23 protein-coding genes are annotated in these 25,791 nt (G+C 70.5%); 17 read left to right on the top strand and 6 right to left on the bottom strand.

The window, feature by feature from the left end:
• Positions 1-75: 75 nt before the first annotated feature.
• Positions 76-2,352 carry a heterodisulfide reductase-related iron-sulfur binding cluster gene (locus ACFW6B_RS06590; RefSeq protein ID WP_386592684.1) on the bottom strand — a complete coding sequence of 759 codons (2,277 nt, stop codon included), beginning with the start codon at positions 2,350-2,352 and terminating at the stop codon, positions 76-78.
• 264 nt (positions 2,353-2,616) lie between these two features.
• On the opposite strand from ACFW6B_RS06590, the gene ACFW6B_RS06585 reads away from it, so the two are divergent.
• The 7 genes from ACFW6B_RS06585 to ACFW6B_RS06555 all read left to right on the top strand — a co-directional run bounded on the left by ACFW6B_RS06585 (position 2,617) and on the right by ACFW6B_RS06555 (position 11,494).
• Complete coding sequence (locus ACFW6B_RS06585) at positions 2,617-3,732, top strand: MraY family glycosyltransferase (RefSeq protein ID WP_386592682.1); 1,116 nt, start codon at positions 2,617-2,619, stop codon at positions 3,730-3,732.
• A 147-nt stretch (positions 3,733-3,879) separates the two neighbouring features.
• On the top strand, positions 3,880-5,724 hold the full coding sequence (dnaK, locus tag ACFW6B_RS06580) for a molecular chaperone DnaK (protein WP_386592680.1): 1,845 nt from the start codon (positions 3,880-3,882) through the stop codon (positions 5,722-5,724).
• On the top strand, positions 5,721-6,380 hold the full coding sequence (grpE, locus tag ACFW6B_RS06575; protein WP_386592678.1) for a nucleotide exchange factor GrpE: 660 nt from the start codon (positions 5,721-5,723) through the stop codon (positions 6,378-6,380). Before dnaK ends, grpE begins: the two co-directional genes overlap by 4 nt.
• Before the next feature lie 33 nt (positions 6,381-6,413).
• Positions 6,414-7,601 carry a molecular chaperone DnaJ gene (gene dnaJ, locus ACFW6B_RS06570; RefSeq protein WP_386592676.1) on the top strand — a complete coding sequence of 396 codons (1,188 nt, stop codon included), beginning with the start codon at positions 6,414-6,416 and terminating at the stop codon, positions 7,599-7,601.
• Positions 7,602-7,608: 7 nt separating this feature from the next.
• Positions 7,609-8,061: a heat shock protein transcriptional repressor HspR gene (locus ACFW6B_RS06565; protein ID WP_386592673.1), complete on the top strand. Its 453-nt coding sequence runs from the start codon at positions 7,609-7,611 to the stop codon at positions 8,059-8,061.
• Positions 8,062-8,635: 574 nt separating this feature from the next.
• On the top strand, positions 8,636-9,760 hold the full coding sequence (locus ACFW6B_RS06560) for a sugar ABC transporter substrate-binding protein (RefSeq protein WP_386592671.1): 1,125 nt from the start codon (positions 8,636-8,638) through the stop codon (positions 9,758-9,760).
• A gap of 669 nt (positions 9,761-10,429) precedes the next feature.
• Positions 10,430-11,494: a LuxR C-terminal-related transcriptional regulator gene (locus ACFW6B_RS06555; RefSeq protein ID WP_386592669.1), complete on the top strand. Its 1,065-nt coding sequence runs from the start codon at positions 10,430-10,432 to the stop codon at positions 11,492-11,494.
• On the opposite strand, the gene ACFW6B_RS06550 is transcribed toward ACFW6B_RS06555, so the two are convergent.
• Both ACFW6B_RS06550 and ACFW6B_RS06545 read right to left on the bottom strand, forming a co-directional pair.
• Complete coding sequence (locus tag ACFW6B_RS06550; RefSeq protein ID WP_386592667.1) at positions 11,427-12,437, bottom strand: LuxR C-terminal-related transcriptional regulator; 1,011 nt, start codon at positions 12,435-12,437, stop codon at positions 11,427-11,429. The two genes, ACFW6B_RS06555 and ACFW6B_RS06550, sit on opposite strands and share 68 nt — an antisense overlap.
• Positions 12,434-13,426, bottom strand: a complete 993-nt coding sequence (locus tag ACFW6B_RS06545) for a helix-turn-helix transcriptional regulator (protein WP_386592665.1) — start codon at positions 13,424-13,426, stop codon at positions 12,434-12,436. Before ACFW6B_RS06545 ends, ACFW6B_RS06550 begins: the two co-directional genes overlap by 4 nt.
• A 266-nt stretch (positions 13,427-13,692) precedes the next feature.
• Here ACFW6B_RS06545 and ACFW6B_RS06540 point away from each other — a divergent pair, with 266 nt between their 5' ends.
• Positions 13,693-13,869, top strand: coding sequence for a hypothetical protein (locus tag ACFW6B_RS06540; protein ID WP_386592662.1), 177 nt, complete (start codon positions 13,693-13,695; stop codon positions 13,867-13,869).
• Complete coding sequence (locus ACFW6B_RS06535) at positions 13,866-14,201, top strand: hypothetical protein (RefSeq protein ID WP_386592661.1); 336 nt, start codon at positions 13,866-13,868, stop codon at positions 14,199-14,201. The genes ACFW6B_RS06540 and ACFW6B_RS06535 overlap by 4 nt, the downstream gene beginning before the upstream one ends.
• A gap of 161 nt (positions 14,202-14,362) precedes the next feature.
• On the opposite strand, the gene ACFW6B_RS06530 is transcribed toward ACFW6B_RS06535, so the two are convergent.
• Positions 14,363-14,776: a pyridoxamine 5'-phosphate oxidase family protein gene (locus ACFW6B_RS06530; RefSeq protein WP_386592659.1), complete on the bottom strand. Its 414-nt coding sequence runs from the start codon at positions 14,774-14,776 to the stop codon at positions 14,363-14,365.
• A 129-nt stretch (positions 14,777-14,905) separates the two neighbouring features.
• Here ACFW6B_RS06530 and clpB point away from each other — a divergent pair, with 129 nt between their 5' ends.
• Together clpB and ACFW6B_RS06520 are read left to right on the top strand one after the other, a co-directional pair.
• Complete coding sequence (gene clpB / locus ACFW6B_RS06525; protein WP_386592657.1) at positions 14,906-17,518, top strand: ATP-dependent chaperone ClpB; 2,613 nt, start codon at positions 14,906-14,908, stop codon at positions 17,516-17,518.
• Between the two features lie 296 nt (positions 17,519-17,814).
• Positions 17,815-18,345, top strand: coding sequence for a YbjN domain-containing protein (locus ACFW6B_RS06520; protein WP_386592653.1), 531 nt, complete (start codon positions 17,815-17,817; stop codon positions 18,343-18,345).
• 54 nt (positions 18,346-18,399) lie between these two features.
• On the opposite strand, the gene ACFW6B_RS06515 is transcribed toward ACFW6B_RS06520, so the two are convergent.
• Complete coding sequence (locus ACFW6B_RS06515; protein ID WP_386592651.1) at positions 18,400-19,599, bottom strand: hypothetical protein; 1,200 nt, start codon at positions 19,597-19,599, stop codon at positions 18,400-18,402.
• Between the two features lie 181 nt (positions 19,600-19,780).
• Here ACFW6B_RS06515 and ACFW6B_RS06510 point away from each other — a divergent pair, with 181 nt between their 5' ends.
• Positions 19,781-21,661: a hypothetical protein gene (locus ACFW6B_RS06510; RefSeq protein WP_386592649.1), complete on the top strand. Its 1,881-nt coding sequence runs from the start codon at positions 19,781-19,783 to the stop codon at positions 21,659-21,661.
• Positions 21,662-21,732: 71 nt separating this feature from the next.
• On the opposite strand, the gene ACFW6B_RS06505 is transcribed toward ACFW6B_RS06510, so the two are convergent.
• A complete protein-coding gene (locus ACFW6B_RS06505; RefSeq protein ID WP_386592647.1) occupies positions 21,733-22,251 on the bottom strand; it encodes an ATP-binding protein in 519 nt (172 codons plus the stop codon).
• A 176-nt stretch (positions 22,252-22,427) separates the two neighbouring features.
• Here ACFW6B_RS06505 and ACFW6B_RS06500 point away from each other — a divergent pair, with 176 nt between their 5' ends.
• The 5 genes from ACFW6B_RS06500 (at position 22,428) to ACFW6B_RS06480 (ending at position 25,746) form a co-directional block, all read left to right on the top strand.
• A complete protein-coding gene (locus ACFW6B_RS06500; protein ID WP_386592727.1) occupies positions 22,428-23,342 on the top strand; it encodes a Scr1 family TA system antitoxin-like transcriptional regulator in 915 nt (304 codons plus the stop codon).
• The gene (locus ACFW6B_RS06495) at positions 23,305-23,436 is read left to right on the top strand and encodes a DUF397 domain-containing protein (RefSeq protein ID WP_225860561.1); all 132 of its coding nucleotides are present in this window, start codon (positions 23,305-23,307) and stop codon (positions 23,434-23,436) included. Before ACFW6B_RS06500 ends, ACFW6B_RS06495 begins: the two co-directional genes overlap by 38 nt.
• A 280-nt stretch (positions 23,437-23,716) precedes the next feature.
• Positions 23,717-24,628, top strand: a complete 912-nt coding sequence (locus ACFW6B_RS06490) for a hypothetical protein (protein ID WP_386592645.1) — start codon at positions 23,717-23,719, stop codon at positions 24,626-24,628.
• 85 nt (positions 24,629-24,713) lie between these two features.
• On the top strand, positions 24,714-25,370 hold the full coding sequence (locus ACFW6B_RS06485) for a DUF433 domain-containing protein (protein WP_386592642.1): 657 nt from the start codon (positions 24,714-24,716) through the stop codon (positions 25,368-25,370).
• Positions 25,360-25,746, top strand: a complete 387-nt coding sequence (locus ACFW6B_RS06480) for a toxin-antitoxin system, toxin component, PIN family protein (RefSeq protein WP_386592640.1) — start codon at positions 25,360-25,362, stop codon at positions 25,744-25,746. Before ACFW6B_RS06485 ends, ACFW6B_RS06480 begins: the two co-directional genes overlap by 11 nt.
• Positions 25,747-25,791: the final 45 nt, after the last annotated feature.

Here is a 25,791-nt window from a genome sequence, read left to right as displayed (position 1 = left end):
GCCAGACAGTCGTGTCGTCGGACGGTCGGGCCTGACGGCCGGGCCTGACGGCACCGGCCGCCTCACCGGCACCGGCTACTTCACCGGCTCCGGCTCCGGCTCGTTCTCCGACTCGGCCGCGCCCGCCGGGGGCTCTTCCTCAACCGGCGTCTTGACGGATTCGAGGAGGAGCTGGGCGACGTCGACGACCGTGATGGACTCCTTGGCCTTGCCGTCGTTCTTCTTGCCGTTGACCGAGTCGGTCAGCATGACGAGGCAGAACGGGCAGGCGGTGGAGACGATGTCGGGGTTCAGCGACAGGGCCTCGTCGACGCGCTCGTTGTTGATGCGCTTGCCGATCCGCTCCTCCATCCACATCCGCGCGCCGCCGGCGCCGCAGCAGAAGCCGCGCTCCTTGTGGCGGTGCATCTCCTGCTGGCGCAGGCCCGGGACGGCGGACATGATCTCGCGCGGGGGCGTGTAGACCTTGTTGTGGCGGCCCAGGTAGCACGGGTCGTGGTACGTGATCAGACCCTCGACCGGGGTCACCGGCAGCAGCTTGCCCTCGTCGATGAGGTGCTGGAGCAGCTGCGTGTGGTGGATGACCTCGTAGTCGCCGCCGAGCTGCGGGTACTCGTTGCCGATCGTGTTGAGGCAGTGCGGGCAGGTGGCGACGATCTTCTTCGCCGACTTCGGCTTCTTGGTCGACTCGTCCTCGTCGTCCTCGCCGAAGGCCATGTTCAGCGCCGCGACGTTCTCCATGCCGAGCTCCTGGAACAGGGGCTCGTTGCCGAGGCGGCGGGCGGAGTCACCGGTGCACTTCTCGTCGCCGCCCATGATCGCGAACTTGACGCCCGCCATGTGCAGCAGCTCCGCGAAGGCCTTGGTGGTCTTCTTGGCGCGGTCCTCCAGGGCGCCGGCGCAGCCGACCCAGTAGAGGTACTCGACCTCGGAGAGGTCCTCGATGTCCTTGCCGACGACCGGGACCTCGAACTCGACCTCCTTGAGCCACTCCAGGCGCTGCTTCTTCGCCAGGCCCCAGGGGTTGCCCTTCTTCTCCAGGTTCTTGAGCATCGTGCCCGCCTCGGACGGGAACGCGCTCTCGATCATCACCTGGTAGCGGCGCATGTCGACGATGTGGTCGACGTGCTCGATGTCCACCGGGCACTGCTCGACGCAGGCGCCGCAGGTGGTGCAGGACCACAGGACGTCCGGGTCGATGACGCCGTTCTCCTCGGCGGTGCCGATGAGGGGGCGCTCGGCCTCGGCGAGGGCGGCCGCGGGGACGTCCTTGAGCTGCTCCTCGGACGCCTTCTCCTCGCCCTCCATGTTCTTGCCGCCGCCGGCCAGCAGGTACGGGGCCTTGGCGTGCGCGTGGTCGCGCAGCGACATGATCAGCAGCTTGGGGGACAGCGGCTTGCCGGTGTTCCAGGCGGGGCACTGCGACTGGCAGCGGCCGCACTCGGTGCAGGTGGAGAAGTCGAGCAGGCCCTTCCAGGAGAACTGCTCGACCTGGGAGACGCCGAAGACGTCGTCCTCGCCGGGGTCGGTGAAGTCGATGGCCTTGCCGCCGGAGGTCATCGGCTGGAGGCCGCCGAGGGCGGTCCCGCCGGTCGCCTCGCGCTTGAACCAGATGTTCGGGAACCCGAGGAAGCGGTGCCAGGCCACACCCATGTTGGTGTTCAGCGAGACCACGATCATCCAGATGAACGAGGTGCTGATCTTCACCATGGCGGTGAGGTAGATCAGGTTCTGCAGCGTGGTGACGCTCAGGCCCTTGAAGGCCAGGACCAGCGGGTACGAGGCGAAGTACGCGGCCTCGTAGTGCTCCACGTCGTGGATGGCGCCCTCGAGGCCGCGCAGGGCGTAGATCGCGAGGCCGATGGTGAGGATGACGTACTCGACGAAGTAGGCCTGGCCGGCCTTGGAGCCCGCGAAGCGGGACTTGCGGCCCGGGCGGGACGGCAGGTTCAGCAGGCGGATCGCGATGAGCACGGCGATGCCGAGGATCGTCATCACGCCGATGAACTCGATGTACAGCTCGAACGGCAGGAAGCCGCCGATGACCGGCAGCGTCCAGTCGGCCTGGAAGAGCTGGCCGAAGGCCTGGGCGAGGGTCGGCGGCAGGGTCAGGAAGCCGATCGCCACGAACCAGTGGGCGAAGCCCACGATGCCCCAGCGGTTCATCCGCGTGTGGCCGAGGAACTCCCTGACCAGGGTCACGCTGCGCGCGTAGGGGTTGTCGGTCCGGGTACCGGCCGGCACCGGCTGGCCCAGTTTGAAGTACCGGACGAACTGACCGATGGCGCGTGCGAGCAGCGCAACGCCGACCACCGTCAGGACCAGCGACACAATGATCGCGGCGAGTTGCATTCGGGGGCTCCTCGGGCCTGCGAGGCGTTCTTCGAGGCGATCTCGAAGGTGATTACTAAGCGGTAACTTATGCAGTCCGTCTGAGACTACCCACTTCCTCCGCCGCACTGTAGTCAGCGGTGCGGTGATCTGCGTCGCTGAGGGAAGCCTGAGTGGGCGCCCGGGGTGCGGGCAGGCGGTCCCGTTCGCCCGCGTTCGACAGGACACGTAAACCGGATCGTGTTATTCACCCAATACTGTGACAATCACCCCTAAATTGGCGACGTGCTGTACGGAATCGCGGCCGCCGTCGCCGCTCTGCTCCTGACCGCCGCACTCACCGCGCTGCTGCGGTCGCTCTCCCTGCGCCTCGGCCCGGCCGACGGGAGGGGGTTCCCCGCCCGCCGGGCGAGACCCCGGGTGCCCGGGAGGGGGAGACCGGTCCCGCTCCTCGGCGGGGCGGCCGTGGCCGGCGCGACGGCGCTCGTCGGCTGGGCCGGGGACTGGACCGGCGCCGCCCCCCTCGGGCCGGAGACCGGCCGGCTGCTGGCCGTCGCCCTGGCCGTCGCCCTGCTCGGCCTGGCCGCCGACCTGCTGCCCGTACCCCCGGTGGTGTGCGTGGCGGGAGTCGCCGTCGCCGCCGCGCTGACCGTCCCCTACGACGTGCTCGGCCTGCCCGCCGGGATCCTGGCGGTGGTCTGGATCGTCCTCGTCGTCCAGGCGTTCCGCTCGCTGGACCACGCCGACGGGGTGATGGGGACGGTCGGCGTCATCACCGCGTTCGCCCTCGGCGGGTGCGCGGCCGCCGAGCTCATGGACGGGCTCGCGGCGCTGCTCAGCGTGCTGGCCGCCGCCCTCACGGGCTTCCTGATGCACGGATGGCCCCCGGCCCGGAGCGCGCCGGGTCGCTGCGGGTCGCTGTTCGCCGGGTTCCTGCTGGCCTCGGCGATCGTGCGGGTGCACGCGGAGCGGCCCGCCGGATCCGGCCTCGGCGCCGCCTTCGCGCTGACGGCCGTGGCCGGCGCGGACGTCGTCCTGGTCCTGGTCTCGCGGTGGCGGGCGGGGTGCCCGCTGCCGCGCCCGGCGCCCGACCATCTGGTGCACCGGCTGCGGCGGGCGGGGCTCACCCGGCAGGGGGCCCTGGTGGTGACGGGACTGGCCGCGTTCGCGGCCGCGTTCGTCGGACTGGGCATCGACCTCGGGTGGCTGGGGGCCGGGGCCGCCTGGTGGCCGGTGGGCGCCGTGGCGGCGGTCGCCGTCGTGGGGGCCGTGCGTCCCGTGGCGCGCCCGCACCGTGACCGGTCGCGTGCGATCCCGGCACCCGGGGGGCCCGTTCCGAGGCCGTCGGCGCGGCCCGGGCGCCCCCGTCCGGAGGCTCCGGACATGGTGAAGGTGCGCTGACTCTGAGGAAAAGCCGCAGATCAGATGGTCTATGCGTGTAAGGAACGGATAAGAGTTGAGCCCCCACGACTCAGGTCTGTTGACCGAGAGGCGGACGTCGTGCACACTTGAGTCCGTTCCACTCAAGTCATTGCTGGAGGAATCGAAATGGCACGTGCGGTCGGCATCGACCTGGGCACGACTAACTCCGTCGTCAGCGTTCTCGAAGGCGGCGAGCCCACCGTCATCACCAACGCCGAAGGCGCCAGGACCACGCCGTCCGTCGTCGCCTTCGCGAAGAACGGCGAGGTGCTCGTCGGCGAGGTCGCCAAGCGTCAGGCGGTCACCAACGTCGACCGGACCATCCGCTCGGTGAAGCGCCACATGGGCACCGACTGGAAGATCGAGCTCGACGGCAAGAGCTTCAACCCGCAGCAGATGAGCGCCTTCATCCTGCAGAAGCTGAAGCGCGACGCCGAGGCGTACCTGGGCGAGAAGGTGGCCGACGCGGTCATCACCGTCCCGGCGTACTTCAACGACTCCGAGCGCCAGGCGACGAAGGAAGCCGGCGAGATCGCCGGTCTGAACGTCCTTCGCATCGTCAACGAGCCGACCGCCGCCGCCCTGGCGTACGGCCTCGACAAGGACGACCAGACGATCCTCGTCTTCGACCTCGGTGGCGGCACCTTCGACGTGTCCCTCCTGGAGATCGGCGACGGTGTCGTCGAGGTGAAGGCCACCAACGGTGACAACCACCTCGGTGGTGACGACTGGGACCAGCGCGTCGTCGACTACCTGGTGCAGCAGTTCCGCTCCGGCCACGGCGTGGACCTCGCCAAGGACAAGATGGCGCTCCAGCGTCTGCGTGAGGCCGCCGAGAAGGCCAAGATCGAGCTGTCCTCGTCCACCGAGACCTCGATCAACCTGCCCTACATCACGGCTTCCGCCGAGGGCCCGCTGCACCTGGACGAGAAGCTCACGCGCGCCCAGTTCCAGCAGCTGACCGCCGACCTGCTGGAGCGCTGCAAGACGCCGTTCCACAACGTCATCAAGGACGCCGGCATCCAGCTGTCCGAGATCGACCACGTCGTTCTCGTCGGTGGCTCCACCCGCATGCCCGCCGTCGCCGAGCTCGTCAAGGAGCTGACCGGCGGCAACGAGGCCAACAAGGGCGTGAACCCGGACGAGGTCGTCGCCATCGGCGCCGCCCTCCAGGCCGGTGTCCTCAAGGGTGAGGTCAAGGACGTCCTGCTCCTCGACGTGACCCCGCTGTCCCTCGGCATCGAGACCAAGGGCGGCATCATGACGAAGCTCATCGAGCGGAACACGACGATCCCGACCAAGCGGTCCGAGATCTTCACCACCGCCGAGGACAACCAGCCGTCCGTGCAGATCCAGGTCTACCAGGGCGAGCGCGAGATCGCGGCGTACAACAAGAAGCTCGGCATGTTCGAGCTGACCGGTCTGCCGCCGGCCCCGCGCGGTGTCCCGCAGATCGAGGTCGCCTTCGACATCGACGCCAACGGCATCATGCACGTGACCGCGAAGGACCTCGGCACGGGCAAGGAGCAGAAGATGACCGTCACCGGCGGCTCCTCGCTGCCGAGGGACGAGGTCGACCGCATGCGCCAGGAGGCCGAGAAGTACGCGGACGAGGACCACGCCCGCCGCGAGGCCGCCGAGACCCGCAACCAGGGCGAGCAGCTCGTCTACCAGACCGAGAAGTTCCTCAAGGACAACGAGGACAAGGTCCCGGGCGAGATCAAGACCGAGGTCGAGGCGTCCATCGAGGAGCTGAAGGCCGCGCTCAAGGGCGAGGACATCGCCGAGATCCGCACCACCACCGAGAAGGTCGCGGCCGTCTCGCAGAAGCTCGGCCAGGCCATGTACGCCGACGCCCAGGCTTCCCAGGCCGCGGGCGGCGACGCCCACGGTGCCGAGGCCCCGAAGGCCGACGACGACGTCGTCGACGCCGAGATCGTCGACGAGGACCGCCGGGACGGTGCCGCGTGACGGAGGAGACCCCGGGCTTCGAAGAGCAGCCCGACGTCCCTTCAGGCGCCACCTCCGACGACGCCGAGCCGCAGACCGCCACCCCCTCTGCGGAGGGGGCGGCGGCCCCGGACGGGGACGCATCAGCACAGTTGGCCGGCCTGACGGCCCAGCTGGACCAGGCGCGCATGGCACTGACCGAGCGCACCGCGGACCTCCAGCGGCTCCAGGCCGAGTTCCAGAACTACCGCCGCCGCATCGAGCGCGACCGGATCGCGGTCCGGGAGATCGCCATCGCGAACCTCCTGACCGAGCTCCTGCCCGTGCTCGACGACATCGGCCGCGCGCGGGACCACGGGGAGCTCGTCGGCGGGTTCAAGTCCGTCGCCGAGTCCCTGGAGACCGTCGCGGCGAAGATGGGACTCCAGCAGTTCGGCAAGGAGGGCGAGCCCTTCGACCCGACGATCCACGAGGCCCTGATGCACTCGTACGCGCCGGACGTCACGGAGACGACGTGCGTGGCGATTCTGCAGCCGGGGTATCGCTTCGGCGAACGCACCATCCGCCCCGCGCGGGTGGCCGTCGCCGAGCCGCAGCCCGGGGCCCAGCCGGTCAAGGCCGATGAGCAGGCCGAGGCTGCGGACGACAAGGAGAGCGGTGGCCCGGACGAGGGCTGAGCTTGAACGGACGAGGAAGGAGGGACGTCGGGGATGAGCACCAAGGACTTCATCGAGAAGGACTTCTACAAGGTCCTCGGCGTCCCCAAGGACGCCACCGAGGCCGAGATCAAGAAGGCGTACCGGAAGCTCGCCCGCGAGTTCCACCCGGACGCCAACAAGGGCAACGCCAAGGCCGAGGAGCGCTTCAAGGAGATCTCCGAGGCGAACGACGTGCTCGGCGACCCCAAGAAGCGCAAGGAGTACGACGAGGCACGCGCCCTCTTCGGCAACGGTGGCTTCCGTCCGGGTCCCGGCGCCGGCGGCGGCAACTTCAACTTCGACCTGGGCGACCTCTTCGGAGGCGGTGCCCAGGGCCAGGGAGCTGGAGGGGCCGGCGGCTTCGGCGGCGGCATAGGTGACGTCTTCGGGGGCCTGTTCAACCGCGGCGGCGCCACCACGGGCACGCGTACGCAGCCCAGGCGCGGCCAGGACATCGACACGGAGGTCACGCTCTCCTTCACGGAGGCGGTGGACGGCGCGACCGTTCCGCTGCGCATGACCTCGCAGGCGGCCTGCAAGGCCTGCTCGGGCACCGGCGACAAGAACGGCACACCGCGCGTGTGCCCGACCTGTGTCGGCACCGGCCAGGTGGCACGGGGCTCCGGGGGCGGTTTCTCGCTCACGGACCCCTGCCCGGACTGCAAGGGCCGCGGTCTGATCGCCGAGCACCCGTGCATGGAGTGCGCGGGCAGCGGCAGGGCCAAGTCGTCCCGCACGATGCAGGTCCGGATCCCCGCGGGCGTCAGCGACAACCAGCGGATCCGGCTGCGGGGCAAGGGCGCGCCGGGCGAGCGGGGCGGCCCGGCCGGTGACCTGTACGTCACCGTCCACGTGGGCACCCACCCGGTCTTCGGCCGCAAGGACGACAACCTCACCGTCACCGTGCCCGTCACCTTCGCGGAGGCGGCACTGGGCGGTGAGGTCAAGGTGCCGACGCTGGGCGGCCCCCCGGTGACCCTGAAGCTGCCGCCGGGCACGCCCAACGGACGGACCATGCGCGCCCGGGGCAGGGGCGCGGTCCGCAAGGACGGCACCCGGGGAGACCTCCTGGTCACCGTCGAGGTGGCGGTCCCCCAGGACCTGTCCGGCAAGGCTCGTGACGCGCTGGAGGCGTATCGCGAGGCGACCGCGGGTGAGGACCCGCGGGCGGAGCTGTTCCAGGCCGCGAAGGGAGCATGACGGAGCCATGGACACGACCGGTCGTCGACGCAATCCCTACGAGCTGACCGAGGAGACCCCGGTCTACGTCATCTCGGTGGCGGCCCAGCTGTCCGGACTGCACCCGCAGACCCTGCGTCAGTACGACCGGCTCGGTCTGGTCTCTCCCGACCGCACGGCCGGCCGGGGCCGCCGTTACTCGGCCCGTGACATCGAACTGCTGCGTACCGTACAGCAGTTGTCGCAGGACGAGGGCATCAACCTCGCCGGCATCAAGCGCATCATCGAGCTGGAGAACCAGGTGGCCGCGCTCCAGTCCCGTGTCGCGGAGCTGGAGTCGGCCGTCGACGGGGCCGCGGCCGCCATGCGGCAGCGCGAGGCCGCCGTGCACGCCTCCTACCGGCGCGACCTGGTCCCGTACCAGGAGGTCCAGCAGACCAGCGCCCTGGTGGTGTGGCGCCCCAAGCGCGCGTCCGAGTAGTTCCGGCAGTTCTCACGCTCACCCGAAGGGGCCCGGCGGTTCGTCCGAACCGCCGGGCCCCTTCGGGCGTCCACGGCGCCGGAGCCCCGGTTCCGGGTGGTCGCGGAGTCGCGGCCGGCCTTCTTCGAAGTGCCCTGGAACACGGTATTTGCGGTGAAATGTCGTTTATAGGCGGGCGGTGTGCGGTTGGTCACTGCGGAGGCGGCCGGTCCCGCCTCGGCGGGCGGCCCGCCCGCGGTGGCGGGCGCGGGTGCCGAGGGGGTGGCGACCTTCGCGTCAGGGGCTCTGGGCACGTGTTCCTTCCTGTCCACGGATGGTCAACAACGGTTAAAAACCGTCGGGAAGCGCGACCCCTGTGAACGGAAGTTGGTTGGACCTGTGAATGACAGAAGGTGAAGCTGAGGGGATCACTCGGTGGATGGGCGTACTCTTTTCCCGTCGCGTTCACTTGTGGAACACGAAACGCCGTTGCCATCTCGTTAAGTGGTTACTCCTTGACGCTGAGGTGATCGAACGCGTTGGCTTTCAGCCACCTGGGTCGCAATGCTGCAACCTCGCCCGGAAGGCACCTGATGTGAAGACTCGTAACACCGGCCTGCGCCGTACCGTCATAGCCGTGGCGTCGTCCGCCACCGCCCTCACCCTGACCAGCTGTGGCATGGGTGGCATCGGCGGGAGCGGCTCGTCGGCCAGCGCCACGAAGGGCGACGACATCACGGTCGGTCTGCTCCTTCCGGAGAAGCAGAACACCCGTTACGAGAAGTTCGACTACCCGATCATCCGGGAGCAGGTGCGGAAGCTCACCGAGAAGCAGGGTGACGTCCTCTACCTGAACGCCGAGCAGGACGCGGCCAAGCAGCTCCGCCAGATGCAGCAGATGATCGACGACAAGGTCGACGTCATCCTCGTGGACGCGGTGGACTCGGTGACGATCGCCAAGGGCGTGCGCAAGGCGAAGGAGGCCGGGATCCCGGTCATCGCCTACGACCGCCTGGCGCAGGGCCCGATCGACGCGTACATCTCCTTCGACAACGAGCTGGTCGGCGAGACCCAGGGCAAGGCGCTGGTCGCCGCGCTGGGTGCCGACTCGGCCTCGAAGAAGATCATCATGATGAACGGCTCGCTGACCGACCCCAACGCGGCCCAGTTCAAGTCCGGCGCCATGTCCGAGCTCAAGGACAAGGTGATCATCTCCAGCGCGTACGACACCAAGGACTGGAACCCGGTCAACGCCAAGGCCAACATGGAGAAGTCCATCCAGGCGGTCGGTCTGAGCAACATCGCCGGTGTCTACGCCGCCAACGACGGCATCGCGGGCGCGGTCATCGACGCCTTCAAGGCGGCCGGCGTCAGCAAGGTGCCCCCGGTCACCGGCCAGGACTCCGAGCTCATCGCCGTGCAGCGGATCCTCAAGGGCGACCAGTACATGAGTGTGTACAAGTCGTACCCGCAGGAGGCCAACGCGGCCGCCGAGATGGCCGTCGCCCGGGTCCAGGGCCGCTCGATCGAGTTCGACGCGCTGACCCGCGACAAGGTCACCAGCCCCACCGACAAGGACATCCCGTCCCAGCTCGTGCCCGTGGTGGCGCTGACCAAGGACAACATCCAGAACACGGTCGTCCAGGACAGCATCTACCCCGTGAACAAGATCTGCACGGCGCCCTACAAGGCGATCTGCAACTCGCTCGGCATCAAGTAGACGCCCCGCCCGGCCGTCTCGGCACCGAGACGGCCGGGCGAGGACCAGCACGGCCACGGCCCCGCCCGCGGGTGCGCCCCAAGGCGCCCACCCCCGACCGGGGCCGTTCCCGTTCCCGTGTTCCACCCCGGAAGTCCCTGAAGGTCCCCGAAGGCCCTCGGGGCGCCTCACGGCCCCCGGAAGCCCCTCCCTGAGGCCTCTGCCGGCCCGGCGCGCCCGCCATCCGTCCCCTCGCGCCGAGCGCTTCCCGCGCCCCTCCGGGGCCGCGCGGCGAGGGTGCCGTCCGCCTGGTTCGAGGATGTCGTGAATTTTCCGTCGTGGGGTTGTGCGGTCACGGGTCCGTCTCAGGGGCGGGGCGGGACTACGGCTCCCGGCGGGGTGGGGCGGGTCACAAGTCGCTGTGTTGTGAACGGAGTTGGGTTTTCGGGGGGTGTCGGCCGGGGCCCGGGGGAGGGGGATCGGAGGCGCCGGGCCAGGGGTCTTCAGCTTGTTGCAAGGGGTGCGGCGGGGGTCAGGACGTAGGGGGATGAGACGGGGCGAACGGGCGCTGCCCGGCGGCGCAGCCTTGTTGCGGTGCCGGTCGCGTCCGCGCATAGTTGCGCTGCGGAAGATGCCGAGGCGTCTCACCGCGGAAAGGGCTGGAGCCAGGGTTGGAGCCAGGGGTGGGAGATGGCCGGGCACGGGACGGACAGGCATCCGCACGGCGCTGACCGGCTGTGCGAGGTCGGCGACCGGGTGTACTCCCGGGCCGTGCGGCGCGGCCGCGTGCCCCGCGAGGACGCCGAGACGGTGCCCTGCCTGCTGGAACTGGCGCTGCTGCACCCCGACCCGGACGACATGGGCTGGCTGGTGCCGACCTCGCCCCAGGAGGTCATGACCCGGCTCCTGCGGGGCGTGTACGAGGAAGTCAGCGCGAGCCAGGCGCGGGTGGGCGACGCGGTGTCGGCCTTCGAGTGGTACGCGGGCCTCGGCGGCCGGGTGCGGGCGCCGGCCGAGGGGGTGGCGATCCGGGTCCTCGACGGGCTGCCGCGGATCCACGCCGCCATGGACAAGGCGACCGAGGAGTGCACCCGTGAGGTCCTGACGGTGCAGCCCGGCGGCATCCGGCGCGAGGACGAACTCGTCGAGGGGCTGCACCGGGCACTGGAGATGCGCCGACGCGGGGTGCGCATGCGCGATCTGTACACCCACGTGGCCCGGCACGGCCAAGGGCTCCTGAACTACATGGAGTTGATGGGAGGAGCGGCGGAGGCCCGCACCCTCGACGAGGTCGTGGAGCGGCTCATCCTCTTCGACCGCACGGTCGCCTTCATCCCCGCCAACCCCGACCGCACGATCGCTCTGGAGCTGCGCCACCCCGCGCTGGTGGACTACCTGGTGACGGTCTTCGAGCGGCTGTGGCGCCTCGCGATCCCGCTGGCGTCCCCGCTCCCGTCCACCGGCATCGAGGGCATCACCCATCGGGAGCGCTCGATCGCCGCCCTGCTGGCGGAGGGCCACCAGGACGCGGTGGTCGCGGAACGTCTTGGCATCAGCGTCCGTACCTGCCGGGCACACATCGCGCGCCTGTCGGAGACCCTGGGCGCGGCGAGCCGCACCCAACTGGGCGTCCGCATCGCCCAGGCAGGGCTGGACGGGCCTCGGCGGACTCCGGGGCTGGAGACGGTCACCGTTCCCGGGGTTGCTCCCGAGCCCCCTGGTGTTCCTGATCAAGGATCCCCGACCGGCCTATGAGATAGCCGAGTTGGGCCCGGCTCTCGCTGCCGAGGGTGGCGGCGAGTTTGGCTATGTGGACCCGGGCGGTGCGGACATTCATGCCGAGGCGGTCGGCTATGGCGGCGTCGGTGTGGCCTTCGACGAGGAGGCTCGCGATGGCGCGCTGGCGGGGTGTGATGCCGTTCAGGGTGGGCTGCTGGGCGGCTTCCGGGTACATGGGCGTGGCCAGGCGCCAGAGGCGGTCGAAGGTGATGACGAAGTGCTCGATCAGGGCCGGGTGGCGGACTTCCAGGGCGAGCGTGTAGTCCTTGCTCGCCGGGATGAAGGCCACGGTCCGGTCGACGACCAGCAGCAGCTGGGGGATTTCATCGAGGGTACGGGCCTCCACGTCCCCCTTCAGTTGTTCGTAGCGGGCGAGGACCGTGGGCGCGTGGCGGAGCGTGTGCTGGTAGAGGGTGCGGATGCGGCCACCGCGATCGAGTAGGGCCTGGTCGCGGCGCAGAGGTTCGGTGTGGATCTCCGGAGGCCGGGCGACGTGACTGATGTGGGGCTGGATGGCGAGGAACTGGGACGCGTCGGTCATGGCCTGGGCGATGGCCAGGTTGATCGCCTCTCCGCCGCTGAGGAACCTCAGCATCGCCGGGTCGGCCGTTGTCGTGCGTGCGCCGTCGATCCGCATCAACGGCTCGAACACCGTGGCCAGTCGCTCCTCGCGCCGCCGCTCGTCCGCGATACGGTCCTCGACCCCGCGCAGGAGTCGGTGCAAGGCGACGGCGGGTGCCACGGGCTCCAGCCGTCGCGTGTCCTCGACGTGTGGGTGGAGCAGGCCGAGGTCGACGAGACACGGCGCGATGTCGGCGGCCTCACCGTGCACCTGCCCTTCGCGCAGGGCGCGCGCGTACAGTGCCAGGCCTGCTTCGCACAGGTCCTCCACGCCGTGCGGCGGGTGCGCTGTCGTCATTCCGCGGTTCCCTCCCGCTTCAGGAACCCCGACTCGGCGATGAGATAGCCGAGTTGTGCCCGGCTGCCGCTGCCGAGGGCGGAGGCCAGTTTGGCTATGTGGGCGCGGCAGGTGCGGACGTTCATCCCCAGGCGGCGGGCTATGGCCTCGTCGACGTGGCCCTCGATGAGGAGTTTGGCTATGGAGCGCTGGACGGGGGTGATGCCATTGGGATCGACGTCGTTCGGGACATCTTCGGTCAGCGGGACCGCACGCTGCCAAAGCTGCTCGAAGACCTTGCTCAGGTACAGGACGAGCCCGGGGTGGCGAAGCTCAAGAGCGACTCGTCGGTCGTCGCTGGCGGGGATGAAGGCGACGGTCCGGTCGAAGATGATCAATCGCTCGATGAGTTCTTCGAGCGTACGGACCTGGATCTTGCCGCCGGTTATACGCTCTACATAGGCGAGGGTTCCCTGGCTGTGCCTGGCTGTGTGCTGGTACAGCGTGCGGATGCTGACTCCGCGGTCGGTGAGGGGCCGGTCGCGCTCAAGGGCCTGCATGAGAGCGTCTGCGGGGCGACCGCCGCCGGGCTGGATCGTCAACATCTCCGTGTGGCACTCGGCAGTGGCCGAATTGAGTGCCGCGTTGATCCGGTCGAACCCTTCCAAAACGGTGATCGCGTGAATGCTCGCCTGGCTCTGCGTGCTGATCGCGATGAACGGATCGAAGGAGTCGGTCAGTTCGATCGCCTGCCGCCGCCGCTCCTGGATCTCGCGCTCCAGCGGGTGAAGGCGTTGTGCGAGCGCGACGGACGGCGGGACGGGGCGCAGCCATTTCTCGTCGTCGGGGTCGGGATGAAGCAGCGCGAACTCCAAGAGGCAAGGGGCTGTTTCCACTTCGACCCGAGTGATGCGGCCGGAGCGCAGCGCGCTGGCGTAAATGCGTGTTCCTTCGTCACACAACGTGGTGACAGCGTGGGGATGTGTCGGTTGTGAGTTCTTTGTGGGCAAATCTCCACCCCCCAGGGTCCTGAACGTGCAGGAACATGATGCATCGCTGCTGTGGCATTGACGTGCCTGAATGAGCCATCGTCTTGTGACGACGGGGGAGAAGATTCCATCAAGTGAGGACGAAGCCGACTATGCGAGCGAGATTGCTTGGTTCAGTGCTTGCCGCAGTCTTCTCTGTCGCTGTGGCGTCCGGCTCCCTGGGAGCCTCGGTTCTTGATGCCGGGGGTGCCCGGACGTGGGCCGACTCGGACAGCGGTTGGACCAGCGTGAAGGCGACCGCGGAGGACAGCGGCTGGACCGATGCCGGGGCGGTCCCGGGCGACAGCGGCTGGACCGACATCGAGGCGGCGGCCCTGGGCGACAGCGGCTGGAACAGCGCCGAGGCCGTGGCGACCCTGGGCGACAGCGGCTGGACGATCGTCTCCGTGAGCGCAGAAGCATGAGCGTTCCTCCTGATGACCGCTCCTTCCGCCGGGAGATGGCCACCGCCTACCGGTCCGGCTGGCACTTCATCGACCTGGTCACCGCCATCCCCTACAGCGGCGACTCGTTGATGGTGACCGTCTTCGGAGAGCCCGTCGTCGTCACCCGCGACGACGACGAGGACGTACGGGCCTACCGGTGTCTGCGGCGGCCTCGGGGGGCGCCGCAGCCCGTCCGGTGTGCCATCCGGTACGGAATGATCTTCGTGAACCTCGACCAGCGTGACCACCAGCTGACCGGACCGGACGTCCCTGACGTCGAGACCATCGCAGCCACCCCCCGCAGTGCCTGACGCGATTCCCCCGTCGTAGTAGATCGCGCAGGTACTTCCCCCCGCAGCGGCGTCACCGTGACCTGAACACGGTGACGCCGCTGCAGTTTGCGGGGAGATCTCCGGGTTGCGGACGTCGCCCGCCCGGGCCGGCAGCGGCCGCGGGGTGCCCGTCGGCGGTCTCATGCGCGGCCCATCGCCGCCGTGAGCTCGATCTCGATCGCCACCCGCGAGGGCTTCGGCGACGGTACGCGCTCGTAGCGCTCCGCGTAGCGCCGTACCGCCTCCGCGACGCGCGCCGGGTCCGTGGAGACCCGCGCCCGCCCCTCCAGCGTCGCCCAGCGCGCGCCGTCCACCTGGCAGACCGCCACCCTCGCCCCGTCAGGACCGGCCGCCAGCACGTGGGCCACCTTCCTGCTGTCCTTGTCGGTGATCACCCGAGCGAGACCGGCCTCGGGGTCGTATGTAACGCCGACGGGCACCACGTGCGGGCTGCCGTCGGGCCGGAGGGTGGTCAGTGTGCACAGGTGGCGCTCGCGCCAGAAGCTCAGATAGGCGGCGCCGGGCTGTCGCGGGTCCACCGGATGGGAAGCCATGGGGCCTGAATCTACGCCTGGTGGGCCCACTTTTCCGGGCCTTCCAGCATTGAGTGGAATAGACTCAACTTTGTGTACGCTGGATGAGTCAGGGAACCGTCAGGACGCCAGGAGGAGGAGAACGCGAACGTGGACGCCGAGCTGACCAACAGGAGCCGGGACGCGATCAACGCGGCCAGCAACCGCGCCGTACGGGAGGGGCACCCGGACCTCACCCCCGCCCACCTGCTGCTCGCTCTGCTCGAGGGGCAGGACAACGAGAACATCATCGATCTGCTGGCGGCCGTGGACGCCGACCAGGCGTCGGTCCGCGCGGACACCGAACGCGTGCTCGCCGGCCTGCCCAGCGTGACCGGCTCCACCGTCGCGCCCCCGCAGCCGAACCGTGAGGCGCTCGCGGTCATCGCCGACGCCGCCGAGCGGGCCAAGGAACTGGGCGACGATTTCATCTCCACCGAGCACCTGCTCATCGGCGTCGCCGCGAAGGGCGGGGCGATCGCCGACGTGCTCTCCCGGCAGGGAGCCGGTGCGAAGAAGCTGCTCGACGCGTTCCAGAAGACCAGAGGAGGGCGCCGGGTGACGACCGCGGACCCCGAGGGCCAGTACAAGGCGCTCGAAAAGTTCGGCACGGACTTCACCGCCGCGGCCCGCGAGGGCAGGCTCGATCCCGTCATCGGCCGGGACCACGAGATCCGCCGGGTGGTGCAGGTACTGTCCCGCCGCACGAAGAACAACCCCGTCCTCATCGGCGAGCCCGGCGTCGGCAAGACCGCCGTCGTCGAGGGCCTCGCCCAGCGGATCGTGAAGGGCGACGTGCCCGAGTCGCTGAAGAACAAGCGGCTCGTCTCGCTCGACCTGGGCGCGATGGTGGCCGGGGCGAAGTACCGGGGCGAGTTCGAGGAGCGCCTGAAGACCGTGCTCGCGGAGATCAAGGACTCCGACGGGCAGATCATCACCTTCATCGACGAGCTGCACACCGTCGTCGGCGCCGGCGCGGGCGGCGACTCCGCCATGGACGCCGGCAACATGCTCAAGCCCATGCTCGCCCGCGGTGAGCTGCGCATGGTCGGCGCCACCACCCTCGACGAGTACCGCGAGCGGATCGAGAAGGACCCCGCGCTGGAGCGGCGCTTCCAGCAGGTGCTGGTCGCCGAGCCGACGGTCGAGGACACCATCGCCATCCTGCGCGGACTCAAGGGGCGCTACGAGGCGCACCACAAGGTCCAGATCGCCGACTCGGCGCTGGTGGCCGCCGCGAGCCTGTCCGACCGCTACATCACCTCCCGCTTCCTCCCCGACAAGGCCATCGACCTCGTCGACGAGGCGGCCTCACGGCTGCGCATGGAGATCGACTCCTCCCCGGTCGAGATCGACGAGCTCCAGCGGGCCGTCGACCGGCTGAAGATGGAGGAGCTGGCGATCGGCAAGGAGAAGGACGCCGCCAGCCGGGAGCGTCTGGAGCGGTTGCGCCGCGACCTCGCCGACAAGGAGGAGGAGCTGCGCGGGCTCAACGCCCGCTGGGAGAAGGAGAAGCAGTCCCTCAACCGCGTCGGTGAGCTGAAGGAGAAGCTCGACGAGCTGCGCGGCCAGGCCGAACGCGCCCAGCGGGACGGCGACTTCGACACCGCCTCCAAGCTGCTCTACGGGGAGATCCCCACCCTGGAGCGGGACTTGGAGGAAGCCTCGCGGGCCGAGGAGGAGGTCTCCAAGGACACCATGGTGAAGGAGGAGGTCGGACCGGACGACATCGCGGACGTCGTCGGCTCCTGGACCGGCATTCCCGCCGGCCGCCTCCTGGAGGGCGAGTCGCAGAAATTGCTGCGCATGGAGGCGGAGCTGGGCCGCCGTCTGATCGGCCAGACCGAGGCCGTCGGGGCGGTGTCCGACGCCGTGCGGCGCACCCGGGCCGGGATCGCCGACCCGGACCGGCCCACCGGCTCCTTCCTCTTCCTCGGTCCGACGGGCGTCGGCAAGACCGAACTCGCCAAGGCCCTCGCCGACTTCCTCTTCGACGACGAGCGGGCGATGGTCCGCATCGACATGTCGGAGTACGGTGAGAAGCACAGCGTGGCCCGGCTGGTCGGCGCGCCTCCCGGGTACGTCGGCTACGAGGAGGGCGGCCAGCTCACCGAGGCCGTGCGGCGCCGCCCGTACAGCGTGATCCTGCTCGACGAGGTGGAGAAGGCGCACCCCGAGGTCTTCGACATCCTGCTCCAGGTGCTGGACGACGGGCGCCTGACGGACGGTCAGGGGCGGACGGTCGACTTCCGCAACACCATCCTGATCCTCACCTCGAACCTGGGCAGCCAGTTCCTGAGCGGGCAGAGCCTCGCCGACCCGGAAGCCTCCGACGAGGAGCGCAGGCGGCAGGTCCTGGAGGTCGTCCGGGCCTCCTTCAAGCCGGAGTTCCTGAACCGGCTGGACGACCTCGTGGTCTTCTCCGCCCTCGGCCGGGAGGAGCTGGAGCGCATCGCCCGGCTCCAGATCGACGCCCTGTCGCGGAGGCTCGCCGAGCGCCGGCTCACCCTGGAGATCACCGACGCGGCGCTGGTCTGGCTCGCCGAGGAGGGCAACGACCCGGCGTACGGAGCGCGCCCGCTGCGGCGTCTCGTCCAGACCGCCATCGGCGACCGGCTGGCCAAGGAGATCCTGGCGGGCGAGGTCAAGGACGGCGACACGGTCCGCGTGGACGCCTTCGGCGACGGCCTGATCGTGGGACCGGCCACGGGCAAGACGCTGTAGCCGACGCGGGTACGAGCACGGGGACCGGCGTCCGTACGGCATCGGCGCCGTCCGTACGGGCACGGGCGCCGGTGTCCGCACGGGCACGGGCCCCGGCGTCGGAACCCGGCAGGGGGAGGGCCGCGGCACGCCCGCCGCGGCCCTCCCCCTTTGCCGATGCCCGTCCGTCTTTGCCGTGCCCATGCCCGTCCGTGACCGGATCTTGTCAGCCCCCGGCGGACAGGGCACGCCAGAGGTTGCCACTCCCCGCCCCGCATGAGAGAGGATGGCAGCATCCGTACGAAGGGAAATACACGGTGAGCATCGACCCGTCCTCGATTCCGAATTTCGGGGGCCAGCCCGAGCCGCAGTCCGGCCCCGCCGGCCCCGTGGTCCCGGATCAGGACCTCGTGAAGCAGCTTCTGGAGCAGATGGAGCTGAAGTACGTCGTCGACGACGAGGGTGACCTCGCGGCGCCGTGGGAGGAGTTCCGTACGTACTTCATGTTCCGCGGCGAGGGCGACCAGCAGGTCTTCTCGGTGCGGACCTTCTACGACCGGCCGCACCAGCTCGAGGAGAAGCCCGCGCTCCTCGAGTCGATCGACGACTGGAACCGCCGCACCCTGTGGCCCAAGGTCTACAGCCACACCCACGACGACGGCGCCGTCCGCCTGATCGGCGAGGCGCAGATGCTGATCGGCACCGGCGTCAGCCTGGAGCACTTCGTGTCCTCCACGGTGAGCTGGGTGCGCGCCGCCATCGAGTTCGACAAGTGGCTCGTCGAGCAGCTCGGCCTGGAGAAGGACATCAACGAGGCCGAGGAGCCCGGGGACGACGAGGAAGAGTAGGCCGTCCCCGCGGCGACGCCTCTCGCCGACGAGCACCGGCTCCGGGACGAGGTCCTAGAGAGGGGTGTTCGCGAGCACGACCAGATAGGCGCCGTAGGCGAACGAGAGCCCGGCCAGGGCACCGACCACCAGGGTCGCGTGCCAGGGCCGGGCTCTCGCCGTTCGCACCAGGGCGCGGGCCAGCGGCAGCAGCAGCGGGAACGCCGGGAGCAGGAAGCGCGGCTTCGACTCGAAGAAGCCCGAGCCGCCCACCGCGACGAGCAGCAGGACGCCGCCGTACACCAGCAGCGGCAGGGGGGCCCGGTCCGCGATCAGCAGCGTGTACAGGAGTACGGCCGCGGCGACGATCACCATCGTCATGGGGAACACGAACCGGTCCCCGTGCAGCAGCAGGTGCTTGACGAAGCGCAGCGACCCCTCGCCGAGGTCGAAGCGCGAGCCCCACAGCCGCTGCACCTGGAAGTAGCCGCCGAGCAGGGCTCCCTCGTGGTGCCCCACCCACAGCACGTAGCCGGTCCAGCCGGCCGGCGCGAGCGCGGCGCCCGCCCACACCCCGGGGGAGACCCTGCCGCGGCTCCGCCGGACCTCGTACGCCGCGGCCGCCAGGACCGCCGCGGCCACCGCGAAGCCGTTCGGCCTGGACAGTCCCGCGAGCGCGGCCAGCGAGCCGGCCCACAGCCAGCGCCCGTCGAGCACCGCGTACAGCGACCAGGCGGCGAACGCGGTCAGCACGGGCTCGGTGTACGCCATCGACAGCACCACCGAGTGCGGCAGCAGACCCCACAGCAGCACCAGCGCCGTACCGACGGCCCGGCCGTGCAGCCGGGCCCCGACCGCGTACACCCCGCAGGCCGCTGCCGCCGCCGCGGTCCAGGAGACCAGCAGGCCCGCCGAGCCCCCGGTCAGCGGTGTCAGGGTGGTGACGGCCCGTACGAGAGCCGGGTAGAGGGGGAAGAACGCGAGGTCGCTGTGGACGACCGTGGGACGGAAGTGGAGCGCCCTGCCGTAGCCGTGCGCGGCGATCCCCAGGTACCAGGCCGAGTCCCAGGACCGCGCGAGCAGCGCGACCGGGTGCCTGCCGGTGGCCCACGCGGCCCCGGCGAGCACGAGGAGGCCGGCCAGGCGCGCGGCGGCGAACACCCCGAGCGCCGTGATCGCGGCGGACGGCAGGCTGCGTACGGCGCGGGGCGGGCGGACGGCACGGTCGCCGGGCTCCGGGAGGACGGGGCGAGCGAGGGTGGTCGGGTGGGTCACACCCCGAACTGTGTGTTCCCCACGGGGCATTCGCGAGCCCTGATCGTCCGTGCGGGTTCCGTCGCGGGGGCCCCGGCGCGCCGCCCGCACACGGGGTGCGGACAGTGCTACGGCCTGGCCGGCCGCCGAGGGGCGCAGGGTGCGAGGTCGACTCCTCCACCGGGTACCGCATAATCCTCGCGTGTCACAGACTCCGGCCCCGATACCGGCCCCGATACCTCCCTGCTCCGCTCCCGCGGACGCACCCGTCTGGTCCTCCGAGGAAGCGGCCCGGTGGTCGGACCTCCGCCACGCGTCCTGGGCGCGGCCCCTCTGGTCCGTCCTGGCGCTGCTGATCACCGTGGTGTGGGCGATCGCGGTGGAGCCGGAACAGCCGTGCACCGATGCCGTGCCCTGCGGTGCCGACTGGCCGGGCATGGTGCAGATGGGCCTGGCCCTGGGGCTGCTGTACTGGCTCGCCCGGCTCCCGGAACTGGCCCTGGTCGCGGCTCCCGTGCTGGCGGCCGTCGTGGCACGGGTGGAGCTCCCGGGCGCGGGCCCGAACTCCCTCGCCGCGAACCTCGGTGTCCTTACGGCCCTGGGGTTCGGATGGGCCGCGGCCCTGCAACGGATCGTCGCCCGCCGCAGGCAGCGCGACCTGGTGGAGGGCGCTTTTGGCGTACGGCACCCGCTGCCCGGACCGGGCGTCCCCCTGCGGCGCGGAACGGTCCCGATCGCGGCCGGAGCGGTGCTCGTGGCCGTCGCCGCCTTCGGCGTGGTCCAGGGGCTCACGGGCGTCCGGGACGACGAGCGGCACGCGGACCGCGCGGTGCCCACCGTGGCGAAGGTGGTCGGCCACGACGACGAGTCGGTCCGGGTGCGCACCGAGGGCGGGCGGCGCCTGACACTCGAATCGCTCCTCCCGGAGGACCACCGCACCGGTTCCTCCGTGACCGTGCTGGAGGACGGACGGTGGCGGCGCCTGGCGTCCGAGCCGTACGACGCCATGGGTCCGCAGCTCGTGGTCCTGGCCGCCGGTCTTCCCGGGCTCTCCCTGCTCGTCACCGGGCTGCTCGCCCGCCGCCGAGCCGCCGCGCTGCGCCGCGGGCCGGTTCCGGTCCTGCGCGTGCTGGAAAGCGCGGGCGACGACGGTCTGGTCTGGATCCACGCGGGCGACGACACCGCCGCCCGGCGGCCTGTTCTCGGTGCGAGCTTCGTCGCCGACGACCCCGGAGCGGCACACCGGGCGGACGACGACGAGTGGGTGCCGCCCGCCGAGGACGAGGCCCGGGAAGAACCGGTGGACGAGGCCCCGGAAGAACCGGTCCCGGCCACCACGCGCCCGCGCGAGGCCGTCCTGTTCGGCGCTCCGTACGAAGGCGGCGAGCTGCTCCTCGTCACCGTGTCCGGGGACGGCGGTCCGGCCGTCCTCCGTACGTGCGGCCCGGTCCGGCTGCCCGGCCCCGGCCGGGAACAGGGACGCGCGTCGCAGGAGGCGGCGCACACCACGAAGACCACCGGCGTCCCCACGGCGCCGATCACGCCGGGACACCCGCTGAGCTGGGGGCCCAGCGCCCCGGTACGCGCCGTCGGCGCGGTGCTGGCCCCGGCCCTGATCGCTGTCGCCGCCGTCAACGTCCGCTCTCTGGTGACGGACGGGATCGATGCGGAGGCGGTCTTCTTGCTGCTCTGTGCGCTGGCCGGACTCGGGAGCGCCGCGGAACTCCTCGACTGGCGTGTCACGGCCGACGGTTCGGGGCTGTGGCTGAGCGGATGGTGGAAGGTGCGGCACGTTCCGTGGGACCACGTGCGGTCGGCCCGGTACACCAAGGAGGGATGGGTGGAGATACGGCTGCTGGACGGCCCCGGCTGGCAACTGCCCGGCCTCGGAATGCCGAGGCTGGAACGGCGCTTCGGCCTCGACCCCTCCCACGTGCGCATGACCCGGGAGGTCACCGCGCTCCGCGACCACCCCGAACTGCGCCCCACCGAACCGGCCTCCCGCCGGTCCCGGGGCCTCCCGCTCGTCCCCGCCCTGCTCGCCCTCACCGTCGTCGTGGCGGCGGCCTGGGGTCTTCACTGACCGCTCCAGGACTTCATCGACAGCTCGGTCCATGGCAACTGTCCTGATCTAAAGGCTGGTTGCCGCCTCCTCTAAAGGCCGGTTGCCGCCTCGACGGACACCTCCGCCCACACCGTCTTGCCCACGGGACGACGAGCCACCGTCCCCCAGCGCACGGCCAGGGCGTCCACCAGGAACAGCCCTCGGCCGGACTCGCCCTCGGGGTGCGACGAGGGCGAGGTGGTGGGCGGCCGTTTTGCCGAGGCGGCGTCCGCGACCTCGACGCGCAGCAGACCGGCGGCCCTGTCCAGGGCGAGCCGGAGGCCGAAGTCGCGTCCGGGGACGCGGCCGTGCCGCACGGCGTTCGCGGTGAGTTCGCCGACGACGAGGGCGATGGCGTACGACACGTCGGACGCCGGCGGGTAGCCCCACTCCTCCACGTGCCGGACGGCGAGACGCCGGGCGAGCCGTGCGCCTCGTGGTGAGGAGGGGAACCGCTCCGCGAAGGAGAGGTGTTCGCGTGCGGTTCCGGCGAGCGCGACGGTTTCCGCCGCGAGCGGCGTGGAGCTCCGTCGTGGTTCGTCCGCCGGGGTGGTCGTTCCTGTCAGCACGATCCGTCCGTCCTTGTCCGTCGAGCCGAGGCATTCCACGGCGTGAGTGAGTCATCACGTTCCGTGTCCAAGAATCGGCCGGTCGCCCTACGCTCAACAGGTGACACAGCCTTACTTTTCAGCCCGTAAGGAACGGAAGTGACGCTTTGGCCAACGGAATTGACCCCAGTGCGTCGATGGCGGCGCTGTTCGGCGCGCGAGTGCGCAGACTCCGTACGGCGGCCGGGCTGACCCAGGCCGAACTCGGCGACAGGACGCACGTCGTGAGCACGCGGATCACGCAGATCGAGCGGGCGTCCGGAGCGAAGCCGACGCTGGAACTGGCACGTGCGCTGGACGCGGTGCTCGGCGCGGACGATCTGCTGGTCGAGCTGTGGCCGTACGTGTACCGGGAGGCGTTCCCCGACTGGTCGCGGAAGTTCATGGAGCACTCGGAGCGGGCGGTGGCGATCCGCGAGTACGCGGCGCATGTGGTGCCCGGCTTGCTGCAGACGCAGGACTACGCACGGGCCGTGCTGCGCGTCGGCCGGACGCTCAGCGGCGAGGAGCAGTTGGAGGAGCGGGTCGCCCTTCGCATGGGACGGCAGGAGCGCCTCGGCGCTCCCGGCCGGCCCGAGTTGTGGGTGGTCCTCGACGAGGCGGTGCTCAGGCGTCCCGTCGGCGGCCGGGCGGTGATGCGCGAGCAGGTGGCGCGCCTGCTCAGGGCGGCGGAGGAGCCTCACATCACCGTGCAGGTACTGCCGTTCGACCAGGGCGAGCACGACGCCATGGGCGGCTCGCTCACGGTGCTCACCATGCCGGACGGCTCGGAGACCGCCTACACGGAGGGCGCGCACTACGGCCAACTCGTCGAGGATCCGGACGAGGTCAGGGCTTTCACGCTGACCTACGATCGGCTGCGGGCGGCAGCTCTGCCCCCGCTCATGTCGCTCGACATGATCCGATCCGTGATGGAGGACAACCACCGTGGAGCGAAGGTCCCGTCCCGATCTGAACGGCGCCGCGTGGCGCAAGAGCAGCTACAGCAACCAGGAGGGCGGCAACTGCGTCGAGGTGGCCGACGGGCTTCCGGCCGTCGTCCCGGTCCGTGACAGCAAGGTCCCGCACGGCCCGGCGCTGTGCTTCGAAGCGGCCGCCTGGGCCGCCTTCATAGGCGAGTTGAAGGCCGGGAACCACCGTCCCTGAGGCGGCCGGGCGTCGGCTTCCGCCCGCGTCCCGGGCCCGCCGGACCCTTGTCCGCGAGGGTCCGGCGGGCCGCTGACCTCCTGAAAGAACCGGGGGAGAGAACTACCCGCCCACCCACCCTCCCCGCGAGGAAGCCCGCGTCACCCGTCCGGGTGACCGGCTTGCCGGGGCGGGATGCGGGCCGTTACGTTCGCCCCGACCACCACAAAAAAATACGGCCCCCGGCCGGGACGGCAATCCCGATCGAGGGCCTGACCGATCAGGAAGAGAGACCTTCCCGATGGCTGACCCGCAGTTTAACGCGCCCTCGCGCGCCGACGCCGGAGCTCCGACCTCCGGCGTGATCCACGTACGCACCCGCCTGAACGCCGACTTCACGGTGATCTCCAACGCCCTCGCCCAGCGGCGCGGCAGCGCGGTCACGGTCGGCGTCGCGGCGTACATCTCCTCACTGCCCGACGGCTCCCGCGTGAGCATCACCGCCCTGTGCGAGCACTTCACCGAGGGCGAGATCCTGATCTCGCGCGCGCTCGGCGAACTCGAAGCCGCCGGCTACCTGGAACGCCGCCGCGAGCGGACTCCCACCGGCCAGGTCCGTACCCGGACCTACTTCTACGACGTACCCGGCGGCGATCCCGATCCCGATCCGGACGGGTCTTCCGATCCGGACGGGTCCCCCGAGCCGCCGTCCAAGCCGCGTCGACCCCGGAAGACGCCCGCCGCCGCGGCGGTCGCGCCCGCGTTCGCGGTCGTACGGGAAACCGCGCGGGCGCTCGCCATGGCGGAGGCGGAGAAGCCGGTACCGCTCGCCGACGCCGATCCCCGGGCCGTCGCCGTACTCGCCGCCCTGCGCCGGGTCGACCCGCGCCTCGTCCTGTCCGAACAGGAGGCCGCCCGCCTCGCCCCGGCCGTCACCCGCTGGCTCGCGGCGGGCCTTTCGCCCACGCGGATCACGGACCACCTCACCGGAGGACTGCCGGACCGCCTCCTGGCCCGCCCGGCCGGCATCCTCGCCTACCGGCTCAGGGAGACTCCCCTGCCCGCACCAGCGAGAAGCGAGGAGCCCCCGGCGGGTCCGGCCGTCGCGCCCATGCGGAACTGCGACGGCTGCGACCGGGGTTTCCGCTCGGAACACCCCGGCCGCTGCCGTGACTGCCGCCGACGCGAACAGCACGTCTCCGCCGTCGCCTGAGCCGGTGACCGGGTGTGCGGTCCACCGGCAGGTGGGAGGCTTGATGTGGCACGATGCGAAATCCGGTGCCAGGAGGAGGTGGGGGATGGTCGACAGGTTCAACGATGGGTTTCTGACGCCTGTGGAAACGGCCTCCTACCTTGAGATTCCGCAGTCGACTCTCATGTCGTGGCTGAAAGGCAAAGCCGCTGGTGCACCATTGGTGCACCAGGTCGAGCCCGTGCGGAACGGGCAGCCGTCGGTGCCGTTCATCGCGGTGGCCGAGGCGCACGTCCTTCGTTCGCTGCGTTCTCTCGGGCTCCGCATGAGCGAGATCAGGGAAGCTGCCGCCGCTGTACGGGACACCTTCGGCACCCCCTACGGTCTCGTGTCCAAGCGGATCGCCACCGACGGCGTGGACATCTTCATCGAGCACGGCTGGGGGGACCTCCGCAGGGCCCGCGACGGCCAAGTCCCCATCCACGAAGTGGTTTCCGGCTATCTCCGCTATCTCACGTGGGAGCCGGGCGACGACTTTCCCTCCAGCCTGCGGCTTCGGCAGTACCCGGACTCCGTCCCCGTCGTGATCGATCCGAGGTTCGGCCAAGGTCTCCCTGTGGTGGCCGCCAACCGTGTCACGGTCAAGGCCATCACCGACCTGTGGGAGGCCGGGGAGACCGTCGAGGACATCGCGTACGACTACGACATGACACCTGAGCAGGTGGACGCGCTCTGCCGGGCCGTGGTGCACCTTGCCGCCTGAGTTCTTCCTCGACCGGAATCTCGGGCGTCGTGTGGCGGAGGGGCTGAGAGCCTGCGGGTGGATAGTCCACCGTATCGGAGATGTCTTCCCGGACGACGGGCAGGACATCCCGGACGAGGAGTGGATCACGTACGGCCTGGACCGTTCCTGGGTCCCGCTTTCGAAGGACGGGCGGATCAAAACCCGGGATCTGGAGATCCGGCCCGTCCTGGAGCGTGAGGCGGTGCTGTTCTACCTCGACAACCAGCAACTTCGCAGCGCAGAGATGGTCGAGCGGCTCGTCGTGTGCTGTGACGCGATCCACCGGGCCATGGAGAAGGGCGGTCCGGCGGCGTACGCCGTGCGATGCGACCGGATCGAGCGCACATGGCCCTGACGGGCGGCCGCACCTTCACCCTCGACCTCGACGAACTCCCGCGCC

It is taken from the genome of Streptomyces sp. NPDC058751 (assembly GCF_042746485.1).
Taxonomy (GTDB): domain Bacteria; phylum Actinomycetota; class Actinomycetes; order Streptomycetales; family Streptomycetaceae; genus Streptomyces.
This window is presented reverse-complemented; position numbering and strand designations above follow the sequence as displayed.

What these genes read in the sequence shown, in the direction of transcription:
- ACFW6B_RS06530 (WP_386592659.1), bottom strand. Translation starts at nt 14,776, where the DNA reads ATGGCTTCCCATCCGGTGGACCCGCGACAGCCCGGCGCCGCCTATCTG.
- dnaK (WP_386592680.1), top strand. Translation starts at nt 3,880, where the DNA reads ATGGCACGTGCGGTCGGCATCGACCTGGGCACGACTAACTCCGTCGTC.
- dnaJ (WP_386592676.1), top strand. Translation starts at nt 6,414, where the DNA reads ATGAGCACCAAGGACTTCATCGAGAAGGACTTCTACAAGGTCCTCGGC.
- ACFW6B_RS06490 (WP_386592645.1), top strand. Translation starts at nt 23,717, where the DNA reads ATGGCTGACCCGCAGTTTAACGCGCCCTCGCGCGCCGACGCCGGAGCT.
- ACFW6B_RS06500 (WP_386592727.1), top strand. Translation starts at nt 22,428, where the DNA reads ATGGCGGCGCTGTTCGGCGCGCGAGTGCGCAGACTCCGTACGGCGGCC.
- ACFW6B_RS06485 (WP_386592642.1), top strand. Translation starts at nt 24,714, where the DNA reads ATGGTCGACAGGTTCAACGATGGGTTTCTGACGCCTGTGGAAACGGCC.
- ACFW6B_RS06550 (WP_386592667.1), bottom strand. Translation starts at nt 12,437, where the DNA reads ATGACGACAGCGCACCCGCCGCACGGCGTGGAGGACCTGTGCGAAGCA.
- ACFW6B_RS06535 (WP_386592661.1), top strand. Translation starts at nt 13,866, where the DNA reads ATGAGCGTTCCTCCTGATGACCGCTCCTTCCGCCGGGAGATGGCCACC.
- ACFW6B_RS06590 (WP_386592684.1), bottom strand. Translation starts at nt 2,352, where the DNA reads ATGCAACTCGCCGCGATCATTGTGTCGCTGGTCCTGACGGTGGTCGGC.
- ACFW6B_RS06555 (WP_386592669.1), top strand. Translation starts at nt 10,430, where the DNA reads ATGGCCGGGCACGGGACGGACAGGCATCCGCACGGCGCTGACCGGCTG.
- ACFW6B_RS06565 (WP_386592673.1), top strand. Translation starts at nt 7,609, where the DNA reads ATGGACACGACCGGTCGTCGACGCAATCCCTACGAGCTGACCGAGGAG.